We start from the raw sequence: 17,048 nt of genomic DNA on the forward strand, positions 1-17,048 counted from the left end.
TGTTAGGTTTTTTTATGTTCAATAATTACTGAACTTTTACCCGAATTCCTTTTGTATGACTTGTAAATTCTGGTGCATACATGCTTTGGATTGTTGTAATTCCGTTTGAGAATTCACCACTGTTATTAACGCGGATGTCATATTCTAAAACATACGTTCCTTTATTGATGTAATCAAAGAATAAATGTGTTGCAGTATCTTTTGTACTCATGTAATATCCCAAACCATCTTTGTATTTATATTCTGAAAGTACATTTACAGGCTCGAAACACGACGCACGCATGTCTTTTAGGTGAACATATTCGGTATCTTCTTTAGAAGTAATGATTAATCTTACGGTTACCAAATCTCCGATTTGTAATGAGTTTTTTGATGTTATTTTTTCTAATTGATCTCCCTTTAAAGTGCTTTTCTTAATATACAATTCTTTCGAAACAGATAAAACCGCTCCAGAATTGTTTTTGATTTTGTCCAGATCTTCAAAGTACTGCCAATAAACACCTCCAAATCCCGGAACTTTAGATTTGTTTTCTATACTTATTACAGCCATTTCTTTTTTAACTTCATCGGCTTTCCAGTTTAGCTTGATGTAACCTGTTTCAGCTACTTTTTCATTTTCGGTTAATTTTTTGGTCATGATTTTCTCATCTCCCAATTTAATAACAGTATTATCTTTTACAGAAAGCCAATCGGTTCCCTGCATTAACAACGCATAAATAGCTTCGGTAGTAGATTTGGTTGTCGGCCAGTTTTTGGTTTGTTTGTTTTTTAATAACCAGACCTTCATCGCATCTACAGATTTGGTGTCGTTGTTTACTTCGGCGAAAGCCTCAATCAATAAAGCCTGAGTTTCTATAGGCGCTTCGTACCAATACCAGCCAGATTTATTTTCAATCCAGTACATTCCCCAATCTTCATTTGTAGAAGAAGTTTCTTTAAGACTTTCTATTATTTTTTTTGCAGTTTCTTTATCGCCATAACGACACAGCGTTAAAGCAGCAAGACCTTTTTCATACAGCGAATAAGACAGCCAGTGCTTTTTTGCCGATTCCAAATAAAGATTAGAAGCTTTTTTTAAGGTATCTGAAAGCGGATATTGATCTAAATAAAAACTTCTGGCATATAAAGAATGCAAATCAACATTTGGATGCAGCCAAATGAGTTTGTCTCCTTTTTTAAGATTTTTGGTTCTGATTTTATAGTATTCCAAAAACTTTTGATCTAAATACGGAATTCCAGTTTTGGCTATTTCATCCACTTTATTGGTATTGTCAGGTCTTCTGTCCAATTTAGATAAATGACCTAAACCTGCCAGAATATGTCTTGTAATGTATTCGCTTTCGTAACCGCCGTCAAACCACACAAATCCTCCAGATTCTTTTTGTTTTTGTTTTAATTTTTTGAATGCACTTTCCTGCGAAGTTTTCATTTTTTCTAAATCGAATAGAAGTGATAAGTTTCTCTTCTGTTCCTCTTCGCTTTTCGCATCATTCAGCCATGGTGTTTCTGCAAGAATCAGTGACTTTAATTCTTCGTTTGTTTCCAATTTAGAATTCAGTTTTCCGTTCTTTCTCCAATTTTCAAAAACTGCTTCAATTTTCGGATTGTTCGAAATGACTACAGAAGCCAATGCATTAGCATAAAATCTCGCAAAAGTCTGTTCTGCACATTCATGTTCATATTCCATTAAATAAGGAAGAGACTGAATCGCGATCCAGGACGGATTTGAAGTATATTCAAATGTAAACTGATGATTTTTTAAAGTTGTTGAAGTGTTATTTTTAAGGTTTTCAAAAGTGTATTCTTTTTTAGAGTTTTCACGAACCCAAATCGGAATACTTTCTGTAACCAGCATATTGTTGGTTAAAACCGGAATAATGTTTTCTTCTCCATCGGCAAAATTGCCTGCTTTTGCAGCAATTTTATATTGTACACCCTGCAGACCTTCGGGAATAGTAATTGTCCAGGATGCCGTAGTATTTCCGAAAGGATTAATAGTAAAATTTTTTGTGTTTTCTACATTCAGCATTGCAGCATCTACAGGTTTCATTGTCACAGCATCAAAAAATTGAAGCATCGCAATTCCTGTTTTAGCCTCATCGGTCATGTTTGAGATTTTGGCACTTATTACTATAGTATCTTTTTCTCTAAAAAATCGTGGAAAATTAGGCAGTACCATAAGTTCTTTTTGAGTAACGACACCTTTTTCCAAATAACCTGAAACGGCATTTTTATTATGTGCCAATAAGCGAAGTTTCCAAGCTGTTAAAGCTTCCGGAGAAGTAAAATTAAAGCTTAGATTTCCTCTCGAATCTGTTTTTAAGTCTGGAAAAAAGAATGCAGTTTCAGATAAATTTTTTCTGGCTTTTACTTCTGTCAAAACTTCCATCGCTTTTTTGGTTGTAATGATAATTGCACCGTTTGCGCCTCTGTTTCCGTACAATGCGGTCGCTTTGTCTGTAGTTATAAAGTCTATATCAAGAAGTTCCTCTGGACTTATTTTATTAAAATTGCTTTCTGATGAAATTTCTCCATCAATAATATATAAAGTCGTTTCATTTATAACCATTGATGTTAGGCCGCTTATGATTTTTTTGCCTGGAATAAATTTTACTTTACTAGTTTGAAAATAATATTCTGGATTGTTTTGGTCGCCAGCAATTACTTGAACTCCCCCGACTCTTCCAGCAAGCATACGTGCAGCACCAAAATATATGCTGTCATTTTCTTTGTTGGTAATGTCTGCTGAAATTTTGAATTGTGAAGATGCCATGACTAAAGCCTTTTTTTTCTGGATGCCGTAAGCAGTGACTACAACTTCTTCTAACTGGCTTGAATCTTCTTCAAAAATAATATTAAGGACTCTTGTCTCCGGCACTTTAAAAGATTGCGATTTAAAACCTATAAAAGAAAAGACAAGTACTTCGCCTTTTGCAGCTTCTATTTCATAGTAACCGTCAAAGTCACTAAATGCGGTTCTTTTTGTATCTTTTATAGAAATACTACAGCCCGGAATTGCTTGTCCATTTTCGTCTGTAATTACTCCTGAAACCAGTTTTGCATCTGCAGGTTTTTTAATTTTTCTGTTGAGTTGTTTTATGTATTGGTTTTGCAGATAAACAGAATTTTGATTGTTAAAATCAAAACCAAACCACATTAGGCTTATAGCTTCATTGTTTAGTTTAATTCCTTTTATGTAAGAGTTTAAATTTTTAATTGTTGTATTGGTATTCTGGAAACCTATTTTAGATTTTTCAATGCCGTAGTTGTAGACGTATTTGTCTATTTCTAAACCATTCCATCTTTGTGTCGCAAATTTATCCAAAGAGCTGTCGTACATAGAAGCCAAAACCTCGGCTTCTTTTTTAGCATTGCTGCTGATCAGCTGAAAAGACCATTTTTCGTCACTTCCGGGTTGTATTTTATTTCTAAAACTTTCTATTTTCCATTCTAGTTTTGGAGTGATGTTTTTTAGAATTACAGTCAGCTCTTGACGAAAAGGCTGATTTTCAAAAACACTTTCAAAACCTATTTTTACTGATTTTTCAAATCCATTTTTCAAAGGAATTTTTACAATCGTTTCATGGTTCAGAAGGTGAGATGTTTCATCAAAGAATATATTATTTTCATAATGTCCCGAAGCCGCAATATAAAGTTCCGGAATTACAGAGGTTAGTTTTACCAGAACAAAGCCATCTTTTTTAGGATCCGGATTGATTTGTTCTGCGGTAAATAATTTGCCTGTATCAAACTTGTCTTTACTTTGTATAAGTTTAAAATTTTGTACTGTTTCAATCGGATTATTGAAACTGTCATTTGCGCTAAAAACAATTTTGTAAGCACCCGATTTGTAATCTGAGGCAAAATCGAGCGCAATTTTTTTATCTGTTTCTGTATTTACTTTTTTGGAGTAAACTAAAATCTCTTCGGGTTTGTTTAGAGGGTTGTAATTGTTTTCAAAAGGGAATAATTTCTCGAAATCAGTATCAGAAATGGTTTCAATTTCTGGTTTTGGCCAGACTCTGTTTTTAAATTTATTAGAAAACGGCTGGACATAATACATTTTAACTTCGCCTTTAACGGCTAAAAATTCATCATTCAGGTTGGTGCTTGTCAGCGAGATTTCGTTTTTGTTCTTGGTTTGAATTTCATTCGGAATTCCAACGTCAAGTATCAAATCATGATGCCCTACTTTAATTTCGGTTTTGCTGGTGTGGGTTTCTCCATTAATATCAGTAACCGAAACTTCAATTTCATACGTAAAAACAGGTGATTTTTGTTTAGAAATGGATTCTTCAGGTTCATCAATAAAATCAATTACAAATTTGCCCGACGCATCTGTTTTGGTTTCGCCGTCTGCAATTTCTTCTTCATCTTCATTTCCAAAGTAATTTCTGGAATAACTTACAGAACGTGTTACGGTATAATTTACCTTAGCATCAGAAATAGAACTTCCTGCAAAAGCTTTGGCTGTACCATTTACTTTTATAGGTTTATTGACTTGAAAACTTTCTTTTTTCGGGTCAAAAGTCACTTCAAATTTTGGGCGTTTGTATTCTTCGACTTTAAACTCTAATTCAGAATTTTCTAATTCTACAAAATCCCAAAACGGATGCTCCTCTTTTCTAGAATTATAAGAAGTATCCTGCTCATAAGAATAAGGTTCTTCTGCTTGAATTTTAAAAGTGCCTGTTAAACCATTTTTTGGCAGTATGAACTCGCCCCAAAAAGATCCAAATTCATTTGTGATTACATTAAATTTCTTAATTTCAGAACCGCCGGCATCTTCAATGGTAATTTCAAAAGATGTTTTAGGAACTACGCTGGTTACGTTATTGGTTTTTTGAATGGCAATTCCCTTATAAAAAACCGTTTGTCCCGGACGATAAATCGCGCGGTCTAAGTAAAATTCTACCTTTCCTGAAAGATCTTCTTTTTTTTCTGTTTCATAATCTCTGCTGTACTGTACGAAGTTTTTAACGACGGAGAGCGTATCGTTTCCTAAAGTCAATTCGGTAATTTCATTATAGCTGTCCTTCTTTTTCTTGTGTGAAGCAATACCTTTTTTATCGGTTTTAATTTCAAAAGACTGCGACTTTATAGTCACATTTTCTAATGGTTTTCCTGTTTTTCGGTCCACTACCTGAAAAGTTTCCTTTTCATTATTTTGCGCAGCCAGTATCGAAAAATTAGATGTTGTAACAGTTTCATAAGCAAATGCTTTTTTATCTGCAATGTCAGACTCACTTTCAAAATATACCAAATAAGTACCTGTCTGCAGGTTTGGCAAAACTACTTCTGTAGAATATTGTAGATAATCTTTTTTATCCTTTAAAGAGTAAGATGCAGAAGCTTCGGGCTTTTTGTTTCGAATAATTTTAGAAACGATGCTATCTCTCTCTGCATACAATAGGTTAAAATCGGTCAATTGTTTTTTATTGATTTTATAGAAAGAAACAGTCAGCTTTTGTATGTTTTTGTACAGAATGTATGCTCTTGTATTTTGGTTATTATACGTATATTTTTCAAGTTGAATGTTCAGTGATTTCGAAAGAATATTCTGCTTTATAAGCAAACCTGATTTATAAGCATTTGAGCGATTTTTAACGGCCAAAATACTGTCTAAGACCGCAACAGCTTTTATGTTGTAATCCGGATGCAATCCCTTTGATGCTTGTTTTGATAGGAGAGAGGCTTTTTCTAATTGTATTTTCTGAATTACAATCTCCTCTTTTGTGCTTTTTTGAAGTTTGGACAAAGCATTTATATAATCTTCATCATATTCAAACAGATTGTTTTTGCAGAATTGTATGCGCATGAATTGATTTTCTGCAGAAGGGTTGTTTATTTCTTGTTTTTGATATAAAGAAAGAACTAATCGTAGATTTAAATTGGTTACAAAATCTAAGTTGAGCTTGATAAAGCCGGCAGAACCGCCATACAAATCTTTTTTGTAAGGCTGAAAACTGCTTTTTTGAACTTCCCAATTGTTTATTTTGTAAGTATAAAATTCTATGTTTTCTTTTAAAAGGTATTCGTATAAATTTTGTGCTTGAAATTTTTCATCAGAAGAATAATCAAAAATAGATTCATATTTCGTCAGTGGTGTATTTTTTAATAAAGCTTCGTTTTCCAGCGTTGCTTTCATCGCTTTGTTGATTTCTTCAGTAAAGTTTTTTTCTGACCATGTCAAAAAATCACTGCTGACTGTGTCAATATTGGTACGCTGTTTTATTTTATATTCATTGCGGGTATAACAACCGTTTAGAGATTCTGCATAAACCAAATTCAGAATAGCCTTAGACGGATTGGAAACTCGGGTGATTTCTTTTTTTAAGTTATTTATAATCTTAGTCTGTGCATTTTCTTCGAGAACCTGAATGTATTTCGATTGATAAAAAAAACATTTTATGATTTGTACATCATCATGGTCTGCGATTGCACTTTTGTATATTTTAGCAACAATTTCAGAGGCAGATTTTGTTTTGCCATCCGCTTCCAAAGCAACAACTTCATCCCATTTTTTATCTGTTTTTTGCGCATAAAGTGCGGTAGAAAGCAATAAGAGTACAAATAGTATATTTTTCATAAGACAGTTTTTATACATAGAGTATAATTTTGAAAGAAAGGTTGGGAACAGTTAAAAATATTTTTCGTACAAATTAGTAATTTATATCTAAAAGCAAATTATGCATTCTATATTTCCTTATTTTTGAAATATGAAACAAATTATAATCTTCTTTTTGTTTGCGCCAATGCTGCTTTGGTCACAATCTAACTTTGAAAAAGGAGAGAAATTATTTCATTCAAAAAAATACGAAGAAGCTCAGATTATTTTTGAAGGAATTCTGAAAACCAAACCTTCCGATGTTAAAACACTCGAATATTTAGGCGATATTGCTTCCTATAATAAATTATGGGAAGAAGCTTTGAAATATTATAAAAAGCTAAAAGAATTAAAACCAGCAGAAGCCAATTATTACTTTAAATACGGCGGTGCATTAGGGATGCGAGCCTCTGAGGTAAATAAATTTAAAGCTTTAGGAATGGCGGATGAAGTAAAAGCGTCATTTGAAAAAGCAATTGAACTCAACCCAAAACATGTCCCTGCACGCTGGGGATTAATTGAATATTACCTGCATCTTCCCGGAATTTTTGGAGGCAGTGAATCTAAAGCCATATCGTATTCGAATGAATTATTGAAGCTTTCTCCTGTTGATGGTTATTTATCTAAGGGAAAAATCGAAGAATATTTTAAGAGATACACAGAAGCCGAAAAATATTATATAAAAGCCCATGAAATTGGTAAATCAAAAACCACATTTCAAAAATTATATAATTTATATTTGAACAAATTAAAAGACGCAAAAAAAGCGCGTGAATTAAAACAAAAATTTGAATCATCATAACCAAATCTTAAATATTGCTGTTAGGTAATTTTGGGATTTTGGATTTATAAAAATTGGAATTTAAATGAAAACACATTTCATCGCCATTGGCGGAAGTGCTATGCATAATTTAGCATTGGCATTGCATAATAAAGGATATCAGGTTACAGGAAGTGACGATGCAATCTTTGAACCATCAAAATCAAGATTAGAAAAAAAAGGAATTCTTCCTGCCGAAATGGGCTGGTTTCCAGAAAAAATCACCGCAGATCTTGATGCGATTATTTTAGGAATGCACGCAAAAGCTGATAATCCGGAATTGCTGAAAGCACAGGAATTGGGTTTGAAAATATATTCGTATCCAGAATTTTTATACGAGCAGTCTAAAAACAAAACACGTGTCGTAATTGGAGGTTCGCACGGAAAAACAACCATAACTTCTATGATTTTGCACGTTATGCATTATCATAATATCGAAGTTGATTATATGGTAGGAGCACAGTTAGAAGGTTTTGATACTATGGTGCATCTTACTGAAGAAAATGATTTTGTGGTTCTGGAAGGTGACGAATATTTATCATCTCCAATAGACAGAAGACCTAAATTTCATTTGTACCAGCCAAATATTGCTTTAATATCCGGAATTGCCTGGGATCATATTAACGTGTTTCCAACGTATGAAAATTACGTAGAGCAGTTTGAAATTTTTATAGATAAAATTACAAATGGAGGTATTTTGGTTTATAACGAAAATGATCCTGAAGTAAAACGTGTTGCAGAAGCTGCAACAAATCCAATTCGTAAACTAGCGTACAATACTCCGGAATATACTGTGAGTGACGGTGTTACTTTGCTAAAAACTCCAGAAGGCGATATGCCGATAGAGGTTTTTGGTGCACATAATTTGAATAATCTTGCAGGTGCAAAATGGATCTGTCAGAACATGGGTGTTGATGAAGCTGATTTTTACGAAGCGATTGCAAGTTTTAAAGGAGCATCTAAACGTTTGGAAAAAATTGCAGAGGGAAAAGGAAAAGTTGCCTATAAAGATTTTGCACATTCGCCAAGCAAAGTTGCAGCCACTACAAAAGCTGTAAAAGAGCAATATCCTAACAGAACATTAGTGGCTTGTTTAGAGCTTCATACATACAGCAGTTTGAATGCAGAATTTCTAAAAGAGTATGAAGGTGCTCTTGAATATGCAGATGTGGCGGTAGTTTTTTATTCGCCTGACGCTGTTAAAATCAAACAATTGGAAGAAGTTACGTATGAGCAGATTGCAAGTTCATTCAACCGCAAAGATTTAATAATTTATACCAATCCGACGGAGTTTAAAGAATATTTATTCAATTTGAATCTTGAAAACTCAGCTTTATTATTAATGAGTTCAGGAAATTATGGAGGTTTGAATTTTGATGAAGTTAAAGGATTGATTAATTAGATAATTGTCAATTCGAAAATCAGATAATGTGTCAGTCGCTATTGGTGGCTGGCACTTTTTTTTAAAAGGAATAAATTGATATTACTATTAACAGCAGAGAAATATATTTCATCTTTTTTCTTTAAATTTAAAACATATTTCTGAATAAGAATTAATTTTTTTTGAATGATTTTTCTTGTTTTTTATGTAGTTTAGCCAAATAGATATTTTTTATGAATGCACAATTAGAGGTTGTAAAAACAACTAATAAAAATCCCGACTTTTTACTTTTAATAGAAACTTTTGATGCTTATTTATGGGATCGTTATCCGGAATTAAAAAATGAGTATTGGGGCAATAATATAATTGAGGTTTTTAATGATAATGTTATTCTTGTTTATTTGGATGGAAAAGCCGCAGCCTGCGGTTGTTTCAAAAAATATGATAAATGGACAGTGGAGCTAAAACGTATGTTTGTTTCTCCAGAAGCAAGAGGTTTTGGATTGGCGCAGTTAGTCATTAAAGAATTAGAAACAGAAGCCATAAAGCAAGGTTTTAAAACAATGGTTTTAGAGACTTTGTACAAACAGACAGAAGCGGTCAGTTTATATCAAAAAGTGGGCTTTACCATCGTAGAAAATTATGGTCCGTATGTTGGTCAGACAAATAGTATCTGCATGAGTAAATCAATTCTTTAAATTTTAGGTTTATGGAAACAGTACATTTTCCTATTAAAGACTGGTCAGAAGATGACAAGCCCCGCGAAAAATTAATGTCAAAAGGCAAAGATGTTTTAAGCGACGCCGAGCTGATTGCAATTTTGATAGGTTCAGGAAGCCGAAACGAATCTGCAGTAGATTTAAGCAAAAAAATTCTGGCCGGTGCTGATAATCTAAACGCGCTTGGTAAAATGTCTATTTCGCAATTAATGAATTATAAAGGAATCGGAGAGGCCAAAGCAATAACCATTATTGCGGCTCTCGAGCTTGGACGCCGCAGAAGAGCAGAAGATGCGGTAGAATTGATTAAGATTACTTCAAGCAAAAATGTTTTTGAAATAATGCAGCCTATTTTAGGCGAGCTTGCTCATGAAGAATTTTGGGTGCTTTTTCTTAATAATTCAAACAAAGTGATTTCTAAATCACAATTGAGTAAAGGAGGGATTTCGGGGACTATTGTAGATGTGCGTCTGGTTTTTAAAATCGCCTTAGAAACTGGAGCTACAGCCTTGATTTTGTGTCACAATCATCCTTCCGGCACTTTAGTGCCCAGCAGCGCAGATAAACAAATTACCAAAAAATTAAAATTAGCAGGAGAAAGCTTAGATGTTAAAGTTTTAGATCATTTGATTATTACTGAAACAAAATATTATAGTTTTGTAGATGAAGGAACATTTTAATCTATGAATACCAATATTACCGATATTTTTTTCGATTTGGATCATACCCTTTGGGATTTTGATAAAAATTCTCAAATGGCTTTTGATCGTATTTTTACCTCCAGGTTTCCTGAAATTAAGACTATAGATTTTATCTCAAAATATGCTCCGATTAATCAGGAATGCTGGCGGCTGTATCAGTTTGATCAGATAACACATCAGGAACTTCGTTACAATAGACTCAAACTTTCTTTTGATGCTTTAAATTATGCTATGTCTGACGAGAATATCGATCAGATTGCAAATGACTATATAGATTTCCTTACAGATAATAATTATCTTTTTGATGGCGCTATAGAAGTTTTAGATTATCTAAAGTCAAAATACAGACTTCATATTATTACCAATGGATTTGCTCATGTTCAGGAAAAAAAAATAAACAATGCCTCTCTCGGCGGTTATTTTACTACTATAACAAATTCTGAACTCGCTGGTGTAAAAAAGCCAAATAGTATTATCTTTGATTATGCTCTAAATCTGGCCCAAACTTCTAGAGAAAATAGTATTATGATTGGGGACGATCTTGAAGCAGATGTTCATGGTGCTTTAAATGCAGGTTTAGATGCTATTTTTTTTAATGATAAAAAGATTGAAGCTCCAATAAATTTTAAACAAATTAACCATTTACTAGAACTTAAAAAATATTTATAATGATGAGAATTAAATTTTTGCTGGCTGCGCTTTTATGTTCAGTTATTGGATTTTCCCAGTCGATTAATGATTATAAGGCCGTTATAGTGCCTGTGAAGTATGATTTTATTAAAGTTGAAAATCAATATAGATTGGCAACACTAACAAAGTCTAATTTGTTAAAAGCAGGCTTTAAAGCTTATTACGCTAACGAACAGCTTCCGCCTGAATTAATTGATCGATGTGAATTATTATACATTGATGTAAAAAAAGACAATGGATTTTTAGTTACAAAACTTTTTGCAGAGTTTAAAGATTGTTTTGGTAAATTAATCTACACTTCTGAAATCGGAAAAAGTAAAGAGAAAGATTATGAAACCGCATACAGAGAAGCTTTAGAAGGAGCATTTAAATCTATTTATGATCTTCATTATGCTTACAGCGGAAAAGCTCCAGTAGGAGGAAGTAAAATTGCGATGACTACTGCGCCTTCTGCAACTCCGGCTGTTACAATGGCACCTGTTGCGGCAGTAAGTGCGCCAGCTGCAAATGTTAATGATCCTAATTTGTTGTACGCACAGCCTACAGAAAACGGATTTCAATTGATTGACAAAACGCCAAAAGTTATTATGAAGCTGTTAAAAACATCTCGTCCAGATTCATTTATTGCAATCAAAGATGGAGTTCAGGGAACATTAAACGCAAAAGACAATCAATGGTTTTTTGAATATTATCAAAATGACAAATTAGTTTCTGAAAAAGTTTCAGTTAAATTCTAAATACTAAAATAAGGTTTAATAACCATATTTATCTTTCCAGCGGTTCTTTAAAAATTCGCGGTTGCTGTTCTCTCTAGAGTTGCTTCCCGGATTGTAAAGAACCGTTTCTTTTATAGCTTCGGGAAGAAATTCCTGTTCGGCAAAGTTATTAGCATAATCATGCGAATATTTATATTCGTCGCCATAACCCAGCTCTTTCATAAGTTTGGTCGGAGCATTTCTTAAATGAATTGGAACGGGTAAATCTCCTGTTTGCTTTACCAATTGCTGTGCATTTCCAATAGCCATATACGAGGCATTGCTTTTTGGCGAGGTAGCCAGATAAATGGCGCATTGACTTAATATAATGCGACTTTCTGGATAGCCAATTGTGGTTACGGCCTGAAAAGTATTATTAGCCATAATAAAAGCCGTCGGGTTTGCATTTCCAATATCTTCACTAGACAAAATTAACATTCTGCGGGCAATAAATTTTACATCTTCACCGCCTTCAATCATTCTGGCAAGCCAGTAAACTGCGCCATTTGGGTCGCTTCCTCTAATAGATTTTATAAAAGCCGAAACAATATCATAATGCTGTTCGCCGCTTTTGTCATACAAAACAGTATTTTGCTGTACTAGTTCAAAAACCCTATCGTTGGTTATAACAATTTCTTCTCCGGCAGAAGCATTTATTACAAGCTCAAAAATATTCAAAAGCTTTCTTCCATCACCACCGGACAGTCGCAATAAAGCTTCGGTTTCTTTTAGAGTAATTTTTTTTGATGCCAGTTCTGTGTCGGTTTTCATAGCACGATGCAGGAGAGCTTCTAAGTCTGACTTAGTAAAAGCATTTAAAATATAAACTTGACAACGTGACAGTAAAGCCGGAATAACTTCAAAACTTGGATTTTCTGTTGTGGCACCAATAAGTGTAATCCAGCCTTTTTCTACAGCTGCGAGAAGTGAATCTTGCTGTGATTTGCTAAATCGATGAATCTCATCTATAAATAATATCGGATTTCTAGCGGTAAATAAGCCACCGCTTTGTTTGGCTTTTTCAATTACATCACGAATATCTTTTACGCCAGAATTAATAGCGCTCAAGATGTAAAAAGGGCGTTTAGATTCTTGCGCAATAATTTGGGCCAAGGTTGTTTTTCCTGTTCCCGGTGGTCCCCAAAAAATTAAAGATGGAATAATTCCTTTCGAAATTTGTTGCGTCAATGAGCCATTTGGTCCAACCAAATGATTTTGACTAATGTAATCTTCTAATTTTTGCGGGCGAATTCGTTCGGCTAAAGGTGCATCCATTCTGTAAATTTACTATTTTCAATTTTAATTTTATAGTTTTTGAGCGCTTTTACTTCGTCATTTAGCAATAGCTCGTGTCCTCCTGTCCACTGTATCTGTTACTGGCTAAAAGAGCTGGAAAAAGGATGTCGCTTCTATCAGAGCAGAAAATCGTATCCAAGAAATTTTAAAGCTGCTGACAAATTATCAGTAATTTTATTTTGGATAGTTTTTTGATTGCTAGATATTAAACAGATTTTTATAAAATGAACGACAATCACTTTAAATTTTCGACCGCAGTTATTGGACTTCCATTATTTTTTGTTCTTATTTTATGGATCGTATATTGGATACAAATTCGTTTTGATTTCGATTTTTATCAAAGCGGCATTTATCCTAGAGATTTTTCTGGCTTACAAGGAGTTTTATTCAGCCCTTTTATTCATGAAAATTTAAGTCATCTCTATAACAATTCAATTCCACTTTTGGTTTTATTAGCAGCATTGCAGTTTTTTTATCCTAAGCAAACTATTGGAGTTATAGGATATGGTATTTTATTTTCGGGTTTAATTACCTGGATTATTGGTCGTGAAAATTATCATATCGGCGCGAGTGGATTAATATATGTTGTGGTTAGTTTTATTTTTTTTAAAGGGATCCAAACCCGTTATTATCGTTTGGTAGCACTTTCTTTGTCGGTTATTTTGCTTTACGGAGGGATGATTTGGTACGTTTTTCCAGACGTCGATCAATCTATTTCATGGGAAGGGCATTTGGCTGGTTTTATTACAGGTTTTGGTTTGACGTTGATTTACAAAACGCCTGAATATACAAAGCCTATTTTTTACGAATGGCAAAAGCCTGATTTTGATCCCGAGACAGATCCTTTTATGAAACATTTTGATGAAAATGGTAATTTTGTCAATACCGAAATCCCCGAAGAAGAAACTATTTCTGCTTATTTTGATTCGAATGTTTTGGTAAACTACACCATTCGGAAGAATAATGATCCGGAGGAAGATCTTAATGTAAATTGATTAAAAACTTTTTCTTCTATTTTTGAATAAATCATTAAATGTTATTGTCATTGACGCTGCATTGATAGTTTGATTTCCACTTTTTCGTGGGAGGTATTCATTTGCATAAGTAACTTCAAGCTGTATGTCGTCAGTAAATAAATATCCGCCTCCAATATTAAATCTGTTGCGGTCAAAAAAACTTTCTCCTGTTACTTTTGTTCCTGATTTAAAAAATATTTCATCGGAAGCTATTCCGTAAATAACGCCTTTATGAAGTGATTTATCGTTTAAAGGCTGTAAATATTTTATTTGCTGTCTGAATCTAAATACATTTTCATAATCGCGATCTTCATTTCTAATGTGTCTAAGTTCAAGTCTTGATCTTGTACTTAAGGTATATTCGTTTTTGTGAAAATAATAAATTCCCTGAAGAGCAAATCTCCATTCCGGTGATTTAAACTGCCCAATTTCAGGGACATCTTTGTTATCATAATGAGCTATAAATGCAGAAGTTTTCCATTTTGCAGATAGATTATAATGTCCCCAAAACCTAAAAGATTTCTGGACATTATTTTTAAACATATGAGATGATGATTCTGTACTGCTGTAGGAATTTGTTAAATCTAATTCTGCAGACCATTTTTTGTTTATCATCTTGGTAAACTGTACTTCGTTCCAGAATTGACTGTATGTACTATTTTGTCCATAACAGTAATTGGAGAATACTGTTATGGACAGAATTATGAAGAGTTTTTTTATTGAAAGGTCTACTATTGAATAAGGCTGCATTTGATTTAAAATTACAATTATTCATACCAATCTAAAATCTATAATTTTTTAGCTTCTCTGACGAACGGCTTCATATAAAAAAGCGCCGCAGGCAACAGAAACATTTAAAGAGCCAATTGTACCAAACATTGGAAGTTTTGCTTTTTCATCTACAATTTTAAGAACCGACGGATTAATTCCTCTGTCTTCAGATCCCATAATAATGGCTAAAGGTTCATTTAGTTCTAAATCGTAAATGTTTTGTTCTGTTTTTTCTGTTGCAGCAATCGTTTTGATACCCGATCCCTGAAGATAAAATATTGCATCTTTTATATGTTCAACTTTGCAAATAGGAACATTAAAAACTGCTCCGGCAGATGTTTTTACAGTGTCTCCGTTTACAGGAGCAGAACCTGCTTTCTGAACGATAATTCCGTTTACACCTGTACATTCGGCAGTTCTAATAATAGCACCAAAATTTCTGGCGTCAGAAATTTGATCCAATATTAAAAATAATGGTTTAGATCCGGATTCAATAGTCGATTCTACTAAATGTTCTAAGTCGATAAAACCAATTGGAGATATTGTTGCCACGGCTCCCTGATGATTATTAGGAGTTAGACGATTAAGTTTTTCTACAGGAACGTAGGAGAAATTAATGTTAGCGCGTTTCATCACTTTCATTAAATCTTTCATTAATTCTCCAGAAATTTCTTTTTGGATGAATACTTTATCTACTTCTTTTCCTGCTTGAATTGCTTCTATAATGGCTCTAATTCCAAATATTTGATGTTCTTTTTCCATACTGCAAATATAGCTATTATGTTTGCAAAAAAAAACCGCTCTGAATTAACAAAGCGGTTTTAATATGTTTTTAAATGTTTCAAGGATTAATTATCCCACCACACTTTTGTAGTTAATGTTACATAAGGAACCGGAATTCCAGGTCCAGCTGCTAAAGAAGCACCATTAACATTAATTTCTTTTTGCGGATAAGGCAATCTTCTAGGTGTAACTCCATTAGTACGGTTAGTTGCTGGTGAAGTTAAAACAGGGAATCCTGTTCTTCTCCAATCTACAAAAGATTCATATGATGCCTGGAACATTGTTATCCATTTTTGGTTCATGATTCTTTGTAATGTATTGTTATAAGTTACTAAAGGGTTAGCGATGTAAGTTGTTGCATCAGTAGCTCCAACTGCAGCAAAGTCATTTGTGATAGCTTTATCATAAGCTATTTTTGAATTTGCAAGATCACCAGCTCTAAAATAAACTTCAGCTTTAATAAATTCTACTTCTGAAGCACTGATCAAAGTAACAGCAGAGTTGATTGAAGCAAAGGCTGGACCTACACGAGAAAATAGATTTTCTCCTGAATCATCTAGATCCTGACCTGGAAGATTACCAAGATATTGACCTGCTAAACCTGCACCGTTGTTTTTAACAGGCAAGAAGTATAGGCTAAGTCTAGGGTCATTTAGAGATTTCATGTTTTCAATAATTGTACTTGCAACAGCCTGATCTTTTCTGCCTGATAAAACATCAAATTGGTAGATTGGATTTGCATTAGTAGCAATGTTTCCAAAACTTACTTTTGCATTGTTAGCATTTGTACTAATAAGCAATGGGTTAGTTTGTAAAAATGCTAATGCCTGTGTTGGGTTTCTTTTACTAAGGTGATTTAATAATCTTAGTTTTAAAGAGTTTCCAAAAGCTTCCCATTTAGCAATATCACCACTGTATAATAAGTCAGCTGTTCCTGGTTTAGCACCGGCATTGCTTTTTACGTTTACAATAGCTTGATCCAAAATTGTAAGGAATGAAGCATAAATCGCATCTTGCTTGTCATATGCAGGTGTAATGTTTGATGCTCCTTTTAAACTTTCGCTATAAGGAATGTCTCCAAAAAGATCTGTAGCTACACTAAAAGTATAAACTTGAAGAATTTGAGAAGCACCAAGGTAAACATTGTCACCAGAAGTTCTAGTTTGATCTTCAATTGATCTTAGATCAATTAGGATATCATAGATACTAGCCCATAAACCATCAGTATCTGCTGATGTAATGTTATATTGTCCATAATTTAAAGGTTGTCCTCTATGTCCAGAGTAATGCTGTACAATACTTGCTGGCATTCTTGTTCCGTCTCCTCCAAAAGTATAAGCTAAATTAACTTCTGCGGCAGATAATAATGTCGCATAAGGAACTTCTGTTGGGTTATTTGGGTCATTGTTTATATCTAATTCATTATCACAAGATACAAATACCGCAGCCAATGTAATTAAGCCAATATGAAATATTCGCTTAAAATATTTGTTGTCAATTTTTTTCATT

12 protein-coding genes are annotated in these 17,048 nt (G+C 33.5%); 7 read left to right on the forward strand and 5 right to left on the reverse strand.

All coding sequences use genetic code 11. From position 1 onward, the window contains the following. Nucleotides 1-25: 25 nt before the first annotated feature. Nucleotides 26-6,589, reverse strand: a complete 6,564-nt coding sequence (locus B0A68_RS07175; protein WP_165571325.1) for an alpha-2-macroglobulin family protein — start codon at nt 6,587-6,589, stop codon at nt 26-28. 130 nt (nt 6,590-6,719) lie between these two features. Here B0A68_RS07175 and B0A68_RS07180 point away from each other — a divergent pair, with 130 nt between their 5' ends. From B0A68_RS07180 to B0A68_RS07205, 6 genes are all read left to right on the forward strand, one after another. After that, the gene (locus B0A68_RS07180; RefSeq protein WP_035682527.1) at nt 6,720-7,409 is read left to right on the forward strand and encodes a tetratricopeptide repeat protein; all 690 of its coding nucleotides are present in this window, start codon (nt 6,720-6,722) and stop codon (nt 7,407-7,409) included. A gap of 64 nt (nt 7,410-7,473) precedes the next feature. Further along, nucleotides 7,474-8,829, forward strand: a complete 1,356-nt coding sequence (locus tag B0A68_RS07185) for a UDP-N-acetylmuramate--L-alanine ligase (protein ID WP_035682524.1) — start codon at nt 7,474-7,476, stop codon at nt 8,827-8,829. Between the two features lie 212 nt (nt 8,830-9,041). Further along, nucleotides 9,042-9,506: a GNAT family N-acetyltransferase gene (locus tag B0A68_RS07190; RefSeq protein WP_035682522.1), complete on the forward strand. Its 465-nt coding sequence runs from the start codon at nt 9,042-9,044 to the stop codon at nt 9,504-9,506. Nucleotides 9,507-9,517: 11 nt separating this feature from the next. Next, nucleotides 9,518-10,207 (forward strand): RadC family protein, encoded by a 690-nt coding sequence (radC, locus tag B0A68_RS07195; RefSeq protein ID WP_035682520.1) that lies wholly within the window; start codon nt 9,518-9,520, stop codon nt 10,205-10,207. 3 nt (nt 10,208-10,210) lie between these two features. Further along, nucleotides 10,211-10,897: a YjjG family noncanonical pyrimidine nucleotidase gene (locus B0A68_RS07200; protein WP_035682518.1), complete on the forward strand. Its 687-nt coding sequence runs from the start codon at nt 10,211-10,213 to the stop codon at nt 10,895-10,897. A gap of 2 nt (nt 10,898-10,899) precedes the next feature. Next, nucleotides 10,900-11,655, forward strand: a complete 756-nt coding sequence (locus B0A68_RS07205) for a hypothetical protein (protein ID WP_035687891.1) — start codon at nt 10,900-10,902, stop codon at nt 11,653-11,655. 15 nt (nt 11,656-11,670) lie between these two features. On the opposite strand, the gene B0A68_RS07210 is transcribed toward B0A68_RS07205, so the two are convergent. Next, nucleotides 11,671-12,948, reverse strand: coding sequence for a replication-associated recombination protein A (locus B0A68_RS07210; RefSeq protein ID WP_035682514.1), 1,278 nt, complete (start codon nt 12,946-12,948; stop codon nt 11,671-11,673). A gap of 245 nt (nt 12,949-13,193) precedes the next feature. On the opposite strand from B0A68_RS07210, the gene B0A68_RS07215 reads away from it, so the two are divergent. Beyond that, a complete protein-coding gene (locus B0A68_RS07215) occupies nt 13,194-13,964 on the forward strand; it encodes a rhomboid family intramembrane serine protease (protein ID WP_035682512.1) in 771 nt (256 codons plus the stop codon). On the opposite strand, the gene B0A68_RS07220 is transcribed toward B0A68_RS07215, so the two are convergent. From B0A68_RS07220 to B0A68_RS07230, 3 genes are all read right to left on the reverse strand, one after another. Continuing rightward, nucleotides 13,965-14,735 carry a DUF2490 domain-containing protein gene (locus tag B0A68_RS07220; RefSeq protein WP_035682509.1) on the reverse strand — a complete coding sequence of 257 codons (771 nt, stop codon included), beginning with the start codon at nt 14,733-14,735 and terminating at the stop codon, nt 13,965-13,967. A gap of 48 nt (nt 14,736-14,783) precedes the next feature. Further along, entirely contained in the window at nt 14,784-15,518 is a 735-nt protein-coding gene (gene rlmB / locus B0A68_RS07225) for a 23S rRNA (guanosine(2251)-2'-O)-methyltransferase RlmB (RefSeq protein WP_035682506.1), read from the reverse strand. Between the two features lie 86 nt (nt 15,519-15,604). Next, nucleotides 15,605-17,047: a SusD/RagB family nutrient-binding outer membrane lipoprotein gene (locus tag B0A68_RS07230; RefSeq protein WP_035687888.1), complete on the reverse strand. Its 1,443-nt coding sequence runs from the start codon at nt 17,045-17,047 to the stop codon at nt 15,605-15,607. Nucleotide 17,048: the final 1 nt, after the last annotated feature.

Source organism: Flavobacterium reichenbachii (genome assembly GCF_002217435.1).
GTDB classification, from domain to species: Bacteria; Bacteroidota; Bacteroidia; order Flavobacteriales; family Flavobacteriaceae; genus Flavobacterium; species Flavobacterium reichenbachii.